The organism is Photobacterium sp. OFAV2-7 (assembly GCF_022347985.1).
In the GTDB taxonomy this organism is placed as follows: Bacteria; Pseudomonadota; Gammaproteobacteria; order Enterobacterales; family Vibrionaceae; genus Photobacterium.
Genome location: NZ_JAKRFQ010000104.1, coordinates 1 through 9,010 on the forward strand (window position 1 = coordinate 1; position 9,010 = coordinate 9,010).

General features: G+C 49.3%; 7 protein-coding genes. 3 read left to right on the forward strand and 4 right to left on the reverse strand.

Annotation, left to right across the window (positions count from 1 at the left end; translation table 11 throughout):
* The first annotated feature begins 153 nt into the window (after positions 1-153).
* Together MHN01_RS08500 and MHN01_RS08505 are read left to right on the forward strand one after the other, a co-directional pair.
* Complete coding sequence (locus tag MHN01_RS08500) at positions 154-744, forward strand: GPR1/FUN34/YaaH family transporter (protein ID WP_075766510.1); 591 nt, start codon at positions 154-156, stop codon at positions 742-744.
* 147 nt (positions 745-891) lie between these two features.
* A complete protein-coding gene (locus MHN01_RS08505; RefSeq protein WP_239410955.1) occupies positions 892-1,860 on the forward strand; it encodes an ADP-ribosylglycohydrolase family protein in 969 nt (322 codons plus the stop codon).
* Positions 1,861-1,983: 123 nt separating this feature from the next.
* Here MHN01_RS08505 and MHN01_RS08510 read toward each other — a convergent pair whose 3' ends face one another.
* From MHN01_RS08510 to pabB, 4 genes are all read right to left on the reverse strand, one after another.
* Positions 1,984-3,345: an L-serine ammonia-lyase gene (locus MHN01_RS08510; protein WP_239410956.1), complete on the reverse strand. Its 1,362-nt coding sequence runs from the start codon at positions 3,343-3,345 to the stop codon at positions 1,984-1,986.
* Positions 3,346-3,585: 240 nt separating this feature from the next.
* Positions 3,586-4,839 (reverse strand): aromatic amino acid transport family protein, encoded by a 1,254-nt coding sequence (locus tag MHN01_RS08515; RefSeq protein WP_239410957.1) that lies wholly within the window; start codon positions 4,837-4,839, stop codon positions 3,586-3,588.
* Between the two features lie 191 nt (positions 4,840-5,030).
* Entirely contained in the window at positions 5,031-5,630 is a 600-nt protein-coding gene (locus MHN01_RS08520; RefSeq protein WP_239410958.1) for a CoA pyrophosphatase, read from the reverse strand.
* Positions 5,631-5,711: 81 nt separating this feature from the next.
* A complete protein-coding gene (gene pabB, locus MHN01_RS08525) occupies positions 5,712-7,115 on the reverse strand; it encodes an aminodeoxychorismate synthase component I (RefSeq protein ID WP_239410959.1) in 1,404 nt (467 codons plus the stop codon).
* 305 nt (positions 7,116-7,420) lie between these two features.
* Between pabB and MHN01_RS08530 the strand changes: the two genes are divergently transcribed.
* Entirely contained in the window at positions 7,421-8,929 is a 1,509-nt protein-coding gene (locus MHN01_RS08530) for a fumarate hydratase (RefSeq protein WP_239410960.1), read from the forward strand.
* Positions 8,930-9,010: the final 81 nt, after the last annotated feature.

Here is a 9,010-nt window from a genome sequence, read left to right on the forward strand (position 1 = left end):
CCATAATTCCACTTTTTTTTAGTTTGGCTAAGAAATGAGCTGAAATTGGATTGATTTGCCCCTCGTCATCCTTTAGAATTCGCCGCGCATCAAAAGTGCACCCATTTTTTAATTTTTATCACATTTTTTGAATTACTCCTGTAGGGGAACTAAATGTCTACGAAACTAGCTAACCCAGCGCCTCTTGGCCTTATGGGTTTTGGTATGACCACTATCCTTTTGAATATCCACAATGCGGGCTTCTTCCCGATTGATTCTATGATCCTGGCGATGGGTATTTTCTATGGTGGTATTAGCCAAGTGATCGTAGGCACAATGTGCTTTAAGCGGGGTGATACGTTTGGTACAACAGCATTTACTTCTTACGGCCTGTTCTGGCTGACGCTGGTTGGTCTGATTGTTATGCCTTACATGGGTCTGCCTGCAAGCCCTGCAAGTTTCATGGGTTGGTACCTGCTACTTTGGGGTGTCTTCACGGGCTTCATGTTCATTGGCTCTCTGTGCTACCCACGTGCTAAGCAGTTCGTATTCGGCTCCCTGACTGTATTGTTCTTCCTGTTGGCTGCTCGTGATTTCACAGGTAGCGAACTGATTGGTACTATCGCTGGTTTCGAAGGTATCATCTGTGGTGCAAGTGCAATCTACTTCGCGATGGCTCAGGTACTGAATAATGAGTACGGCCGTACAATCCTACCGGTTGGCGAACTGAAAAAAGAGAAAGCAAGCCTGAAAGCCGCTGCTTAATCTGACAGAATTTGCAAAAACCTCGCTCCGGCGAGGTTTTTTTATGCCTGCGATTTGTAACCGGCTGCTGAGGGCAAGGGAGCAATAGTGCGTCTGAAATTGGTATAAGCTTATGATTAGTATTTTCTGAGCAAAAGGGTGAGGACAATGGCGCAACGTTACGCAGCGTTAATGGGCGCATTGGTTGCTGATGCCGCCAGCATGGGAACGCACTGGATATATTCTCCCGAGCGGATCAAGCAGCTGGCAGACATGCCGCATTTTCCTTTTATCGAGCCGAATGTTGAGCACTACGAAGGCGTGGATGGTTATTATGCTCATGACAAGTTAACAGCTGGCGAGTTAACGGCTTATGGAGAATGGTTAGCACTGTATATTCGCTTGCTGGGCGGCTCTGATACCAGGACTCATGCTATCCAGCAGCAGATCCTCGAGTATTTCGGACCGGGCGGTGAGTTTATTGGTTATATCGATAGCCCGACCAAGGCGCTGCTGCTGACCTTGTTCTCACTGCCGCCGGAAGATTGGCCCGAAGATTCGGGGAGCGATGATGATCAGAATCCGTCCCTGTGCTCGGTGCCGGCACTGGTGTCACTGAAAATGCCCTCTGAACAGCTTGAACAGGAGATAGAGCGGGTAGTCGGCATTACTCACCAGAACGAGACCGCGCTCGCATGTGCCAAGGCCTTTGCCAGTGCCCTCAACGAGGCGTTGCGTTCAAGGCGGATGGAGCCTGTGCTCAATGTGCTCAAGGTGAAAGCCCCGGAAGAGATCCGAGACAAAATAGAGCAGGTCAGGCTGCTTAGCGGGGATGTAAACGACTTGAGCCATGTTCTGGCCATTGTCAATCAGGCTTGTCACCTTGCTGACAGCCTGCCGATGGCTGCCTGGGTTCTGCAAAACAGCGAGAGTTATACTGAGGCGATTATCAAGAATATCCAGGTTTCGGGTGATACCTGCGGCCGCGGCATCCTGGTCGGTGCGCTGGCCGGGGCTTGTTATGGTTTTGGCGATGAGAAAGGAATTCCAATTTCCTGGGTAACAACCCTGCAGTGTGGCGAAGCGCTGGCGGAAGATATTGAGGCTCTGCTAAAGGCATCGGTTCGTCATGAATGAAGCTTGCCTGGTAGGTGAAAACAAAAAAGCTACCCAGTGGGTAGCTTTGATTACATTGCTTTCAATCTATGTCAGCAAGAGGTGTAGCTGCTGGCAGCTTCCCTTTGCGTATTGTTATAGTGCTTAGCAGATAACCTTGATAGCCAGACCGCCCTGAGAGGTTTCACGGTACTTGGCGTTCATGTCCTTACCAGTCTCAAGCATGGTTTCGATAACCTTGTCCAGAGAAACGCGCGGCTCAGAGGCACGGCGCAGGGCCATGCGAGATGCGTTGATCGCTTTAACCGCTGCAATACCGTTACGCTCGATACACGGTACCTGTACCTGACCAGCTACCGGGTCACATGTCAGACCAAGGTTATGCTCCATAGCAATTTCTGCGGCCATACATACTTGCTCAGGGCTACCGCCCATCAGCTCAGCAAGGCCGGCAGCTGCCATTGAACATGCCACACCAACTTCACCCTGGCAGCCTACTTCGGCGCCCGAGATAGAAGCATTGCGCTTGTAAAGGCCTCCAATTGCACCAGATGCGGCGAAGTAGCGAGTGTACTCTTTTGGTCCGACAGACTGGATGAACTTGTCATAGTACGCCAGTACCGCCGGGATGATGCCGCAAGCACCATTGGTTGGTGCGGTCACGACACGGCCGCCAGCGGCGTTTTCTTCGTTGACAGCGAAAGCGTACATGTTAACCCAGTCAACCACAGTCATTGGGTCATTGCTGAGTTTCTCAGTCGTCATTAGCTGCTGGCGCAGGGCGGCAGCACGGCGAGGAACACGTAGTGGTCCCGGCAGAATACCTTCTTCGCTCATACCACGTTCCATACACTCACGCATGGTTTTCCAGATATTGGCGAAGTAAGTGTTAATCTCTTCCTCGGCATTCATCGCGCGCTCGTTAGCCATTACCAGAGAGCTGATAGACAGGCCGCTTTCTTTACATTGCTCAACCAGCTCTTCAGCCATGGTATACATGTAAGGAACTTTGACACTTGATTCTGCTGCTTTGCCGAAGTTTTCTTCATCAACGATAAAGCCACCGCCGATGGAGTAATACGTTTTCGTATAGGCTTCTTCGTCACCAATCCATGCGTGGATGGTCATGCCGTTTTCGTGCAAAGGAAGGTTGGTAGTATGGAAGTTCATACCGCCGTCGCGAGGGAAATCTACAGTGTGGCAGTGCATGCCAACAGGAAGGCGCTCGGTTTCTTCAACACGAGAGATAAAGCCCGGGATACTATCGATATCAACATGTTCCGGGCTGTTGCCCGCAAGCCCCATAATGATAGCGATATCTGTGTGGTGACCTTTACCGGTAAGAGAAAGTGAACCATAAACGTCAACGGTAATTTTAGTTACATCACGTAATTTGCCCATTGAGCGCAGGTCGTCAATAAACTCCTTACCTGCTTTCATTGGACCAACCGTGTGCGAACTGGAAGGGCCCACACCAATTTTGTAGATATCAAAAACACTGATCATGCGAATTACCTCAGTCGGTAGGAAGCGCTCTTGCCTCCGGCCAAGACTGTCATAGTATTAAATTCTCGCCCCTTCCTTGGCGAGATCACTAGAAAAACAAAAGAGCAGTCGGCACACGCTTCCTGCTCTTTGGTGTCATATATTCTACCCGAATTGCTTGAGAAGACTATGCGTTGTGGCACATTTTCTCAGACAGCTAAGTTGGTAGTCCATATTCATCACAACAAGTGTGATGCTCTCTTAGAATGCGCCGTAGATTACAGAAGTAATTGCCGCGATACCACAAAGAGCTGTGAAAATCTGTACTGGTGCAGAAGTCTTGTACTTAGCCATAGCTGGTACTTTGTACATTGCGAATACAGGCATCAGGAACAGGATTGCTGCAATCATTGGAGCACCCATAGTTTCAATCATACCCAGGATGCTTGGGTTGATAACTGCAACGATCCAAGTAGTTACTACGATGAAACCTAGAGAGATTTTCTCAATCTTCTTAACAGGCATGTCTGAGCGAGACTTCGCCAGGCCAACAAGACCTTCGTGAGCACCCAGGAAGTGACCGAAGTAGCTTGATGTAATTGCTGCGAAGGCAACTAGTGGACCAAGCAGAGAAATCAGCGGAGACTCGTGAACGTTAGCAAGGTAAGACAGAACACTGATGTTTTGTGATTTTGCTGTTGCTAGCTGCTCTGGAGACAGAGAAAGAACAACAGAAAATACGAAGAACATTACAAAGCCCATCAGCATCATTGCTGCGCCGCCAGTGATCATGTCAGTTTTCTTCGCTGCATCTTCACCGTATACACGACGCTGTTCTTTAGAGAACTGGCTGATGATTGGGCTGTGGTTGAAAGAGAATACAATGATTGGAATTGCTAGCCAGATAATAGCAGGCATTGCGCTCCAGTCTGGGCTTACCGATACCATTGATGTGTTCCAATCAGGGATCAGGTATACAGACAGTGCAAGCAGGATGAATACTAATGGATATACCATTGCAGACGTGGCTTTAAGCATTAGCTCTTTGCCGAAGACAACACCTGCAGTCATCGCAACGATCAGGCCGCCAGACAGAAGCCAGCGTGGAACAGATTCCATGCCCATCTGGTTAACCATGAAAGAATCAACCGTGTTGGTAATACCAACGCCGTAGATTAGAACGATTGGGTAGATGGCGAAGAAGTAAGCAAAAGTGATGATGTTTGCGCCAGCTTTACCAAAGTGTTCTTCAACAGTATCGGTGATGTCAGCTTCTGGGTTTTTAGCAGAAAGTACAAAACGAGCCAAGCTCTTGTGTGCGAACCAAGTCATTGGTGCAGCAATCAGGGCAAGGATAACCAGTGGCCAGAAACCGCCGGCACCAGCTTTAATCGGAAGGAAAAGTACACCGGCACCTACAGCGGTACCGAATAGTGAAAGGGCCCAAGTAAAATCTTTATACGTCCATTTTGCTTTAGCCGTTGAAGCTACTGCTGTGTTGGAAGTGGTATGCATGGTTATATACCTAAGTTAAATTACGGAACGGAAATTAGGAACGGCGCGCATTTTGAGGATTTATAGAAGGAAAACTTTGATCGAGATCCCGTTATGTAATGGGTGCAAATTGCAATACAATTAAAGGTGATCTTGATCACAAAGGATGTTGCGGGCAGGTTAGGGAAAATGATGTGTTAGAAGTGGGTTTATTAATACCAGAGCTGTTTTGATAACAATCGAATCATCTGGGCGGTCGCCCCCCAAATAGCATAATCACCGTATGGAATTGCATAAATATTGTGTTTTATGCCGTCGATAGTAAATTTCTCAGTGCGCATATTCACTGGGTTTAATAGGTGGTTGATAGGCACTTCAAACAGGTCGTCAACCTCGTTTGGGTCCAGGGCTGGCCTGTAGTTTGGGGAGATGATCGACAAGTACGGCGTGACGATATAGCCACTGATTGTCGGCAAAGAAGGAAGCTGTCCCAATATGCGCTCTCTGTTGCATAAAATTCCAGTTTCTTCTTTGGTTTCCCGGATAGCAGTTTCAATTAAATCAGTATCTTGTGACTCATATCCACCACCTGGGAAGGCAATTTGGCCTGGGTGGTGTCTTAAGTGGCTGGCGCGACGTGTCAGGACAACGTTGAAACTATTCTGACGGGGGACAAGGGGGATCATAACCGCTGCTCGCTTAAAGGAGCCGGACGCAGACACATGCTGTCTGACCCGAGCCGAGTGGCTTTGGTCATAGCTGGTCTGTGGGGCTAGCAGAAAACGCGCTAGCAATTGTTGCTGATAGTCCATAAACCGTCCGTGGTTATTGATATACCCAAGCGACTTCAAGATGCTCGTTTCAGCGAGAATTACTTGGGCATAGGTAACAATCTACTTTTCTAAGATTGGCAGAATTTTACTCAGTTTGTCCAGTGTTTCTTGGTATTCGCTGTCGGCATCACTGTCTGCAACTAGCCCGCCGCCCGCCCAGGCATACAGGGTATTTTGCTGAGAAATAAGGGTTCTTATGGTGATACTGGTGTCCATTCGACCACAGCGGCTGATATAGCCAATACTGCCGCAATAGACGCTGCGGCGGTGTGGTTCCAGCTCTTCAATGATTTCCATGGCGCGAATTTTAGGTGCGCCGGTAATTGAACCACCGGGAAAACAGGCGCGCAACAGATCGGTTGAGGAGTATTGTGTATCCAGCTCGCCGGTGACTGTACTGACAAGGTGATGGACGGCCGGAAAGCTTTCGATCTCAAACAACTTGGGGACTGCCACTGAACCAGGCTTGGCCACCCGACCAATATCATTTCGCAGCAAGTCGACAATCATTAGGTTTTCCGAGCGATCCTTGCTGGCATGGCGTAGCTCGGTAGCGTTGTCGGCATCTTGTTTTTCATCGATAGAGCGAGGCCGTGTGCCCTTGATGGGTTTTGTTTCAACATAACCTTGATTATGTTGAAGAAAACGCTCCGGAGATACAGAGAGAACCGTACATTCCGAGGTGCGGATAAACCCGGAGAACGGCGCGCCATTAGTCTGTTCAAGGCGCAGGTAGGCTGTCCATTCATCACCCTGGTAGCTTGCCTGGAAGCGCTGGGCAAGGTTGATTTGGTAGCAGTCCCCGGATAGCAGGTAGTCCTGCACCCGGTCAAATTTGTTGCAATAAGCCGCCTTTGTCATATTGGCGGCCCACTGGGTTGTTAATGAAAATGAACTGTTTTGTTGCTTGCTGGCGCCGACCTGTTGCAGCTTAAAGGCATTTTGTTGCTCCTGGAGCCATTGCAGTCGTCCGCTGTCTTTTGGTGATACGAGAAACAGCGTTTGGGTATGGTGATCGGCGATCAGTGCCCAGTCATAAATGCCGACAGCCATGTCTGCAGCATCAATATCCTGTTCGGCAAGCGCAGGGAGAACTTCCACCCGTCGACCGAGATCGTAGCTGAAATAACCAAGGGCACCGCCAATAAATGGTACATCTGTCATAGGTTTAAGCGGTGGCAATAATGATGCCTGTAGTTCTTCTACTAGCTTGAACGGATCGGCGCTGCTCGCTTTTTCGTCGCCATTTGAAAACTTAATACGGGTTGTTTCACCATGTGTCTCTAAAGTGGCTAAAGGATCGGCAACTAGAATATCAAAGCGATTATCAGGGTGATCCTGAGCTGCCGAGCGTAATATCATAGCCCAGGGATGGTTGGACAAGGGCTCAAACCAAGACAGAGTTGCTTCTGGGGTATAATCGAGTTGCTCTATTGCGAGTAGGGGATGCGATTTACAAATCATTTTCTTTTTTGTGACAGGTGTTCGATTGGCGCATGGCGCGAAATTGTTGGCAAGAGTATCATAAACGCAGAATTTAATACGACGCCCAAGGACGATCCTTTGTGTTTTATTTTTACTGATTCAGTCTGAGTAGCTCATAAAGGACACAGCCATGAGGATCATGGCGCGTGGTTGCATTGCTTTCTGCACATCCTATTCCCTATACGCAGAACTCGAGCAATGCTAACCACACCCTACACTGGAAGCATGCTGTAACGGCAAAATAGTCGGGCGCCATGGAATGATAATAAATAACGAGGGCAATTATGACCGTCATTCGTAAGCAAGATGTGATTGATAGTGTGGCGGACGCACTACAGTACATTTCATACTACCATCCGCTGGATTTTGTTCAGGCCTTGGAAAAAGCCTATAACAAGGAGCAAAGTCAGGCAGCGAAAGATGCCATTGCACAGATCCTGATCAATTCGCGCATGTCGGCAGAAGGCCATCGCCCAATCTGCCAGGACACCGGTATTGTCACGTGTTTTGTCAAAATTGGTATGAATGTACAGTGGGACAGCGATCTGACTGTACAGGAAATGATTGATGAAGGTGTTCGCCAGGCGTATACCAACCCGGATAACCCGCTGCGAGCCTCTGTCGTTGCGGATCCAGCCGGAAGCCGTAAGAATACCAAAGACAATGCCCCTGCCGTGGTACATATCGATATGGTACCGGGCGATAAGGTAGAGATTCAGATCGCTGCCAAGGGCGGCGGTTCTGAAAACAAAACCAAGATGGTAATGCTGAACCCGTCTGATGATGTTGCCGAGTGGGTTGAAAAAACAGTACCGCTCATGGGGGCTGGCTGGTGTCCGCCGGGGATGCTGGGTATCGGTATCGGCGGTACCGCCGAAAAAGCAGCCGTACTGGCAAAAGAGTCGCTGATGGAGTCGGTTGACATTCATGAGCTGCAAGAGCGTGGGGCGCAGAATGCCGAGGAAGAGCTTCGCCTGGATATTTACAACCGTGTAAATAAGCTGGGTATCGGCGCGCAGGGGCTCGGCGGCCTGACAACCGTTGTCGACGTGAAGATCAAAACAGCGCCGACTCATGCCGCTTCCAAGCCTGTCTGCATGATCCCGAACTGTGCTGCAACCCGTCACGTTCATTTCAAACTTGATGGCACTGGCCCGGCGGAGCTAACGCCACCGAAGCTGGAAGATTGGCCTGAAGTGACTTGGGAAGTGGGGGATAATGTTCGCCGCGTTAATATTGACGAAGTCACCAAAGACGATGTCCAGGAGTGGAAATCCGGCGAGACCATTTTACTGTCAGGTAAAATCCTGACCGGCCGTGATGCTGCTCATAAGCGTATTCAGGATATGCTGGCCAAAGGTGAAGATTTCCCGGTTGATTTCAAAAACCGCTTTATCTACTACGTCGGCCCTGTTGATGCGGTGGGTGATGAGGTTGTTGGCCCAGCAGGCCCGACAACGTCGACTCGTATGGATAAGTTCACGGAAATGATGCTCGGTCAGGCTGGGCTTACCGGGATGATAGGTAAAGCCGAGCGCGGTCCGGCTGCGATTGAATCCATCAAGGAGCACAAGGCCGTTTACCTGATGGCTGTCGGCGGTGCCGCTTATCTTGTGGCCAAGGCTATTAAGAAAGCGCGTGTTGTGGCGTTTGAAGACCTTGGCATGGAAGCAATCTACGAGTTTGAAGTTGAAGATATGCCGGTGACAGTGGCGGTTGATGCTGAAGGGACCAATGCCCATCAGACTGGCCCGGATACCTGGAAAGTCAATATTGCCGAAATGGACGCGTAGTCGTTCGTCAAACGGTTAGAAAAGGGGCCTTCTTGGCTCCTTTTTTATATCTTTTGAGTTTTTTTGTTGTCGTCGATTTTC

Excerpts from the sequence above, each read along its gene's own strand:
- MHN01_RS08500 (WP_075766510.1), top strand. The coding sequence starts at position 154 with ATGTCTACGAAACTAGCTAACCCAGCGCCTCTTGGCCTTATGGGTTTT.
- MHN01_RS08505 (WP_239410955.1), top strand. The coding sequence starts at position 892 with ATGGCGCAACGTTACGCAGCGTTAATGGGCGCATTGGTTGCTGATGCC.
- MHN01_RS08510 (WP_239410956.1), bottom strand. The coding sequence starts at position 3,345 with ATGATCAGTGTTTTTGATATCTACAAAATTGGTGTGGGCCCTTCCAGT.
- MHN01_RS08515 (WP_239410957.1), bottom strand. The coding sequence starts at position 4,839 with ATGCATACCACTTCCAACACAGCAGTAGCTTCAACGGCTAAAGCAAAA.
- MHN01_RS08520 (WP_239410958.1), bottom strand. The coding sequence starts at position 5,630 with ATGGACTATCAGCAACAATTGCTAGCGCGTTTTCTGCTAGCCCCACAG.
- pabB (WP_239410959.1), bottom strand. The coding sequence starts at position 7,115 with ATGATTTGTAAATCGCATCCCCTACTCGCAATAGAGCAACTCGATTAT.
- MHN01_RS08530 (WP_239410960.1), top strand. The coding sequence starts at position 7,421 with ATGACCGTCATTCGTAAGCAAGATGTGATTGATAGTGTGGCGGACGCA.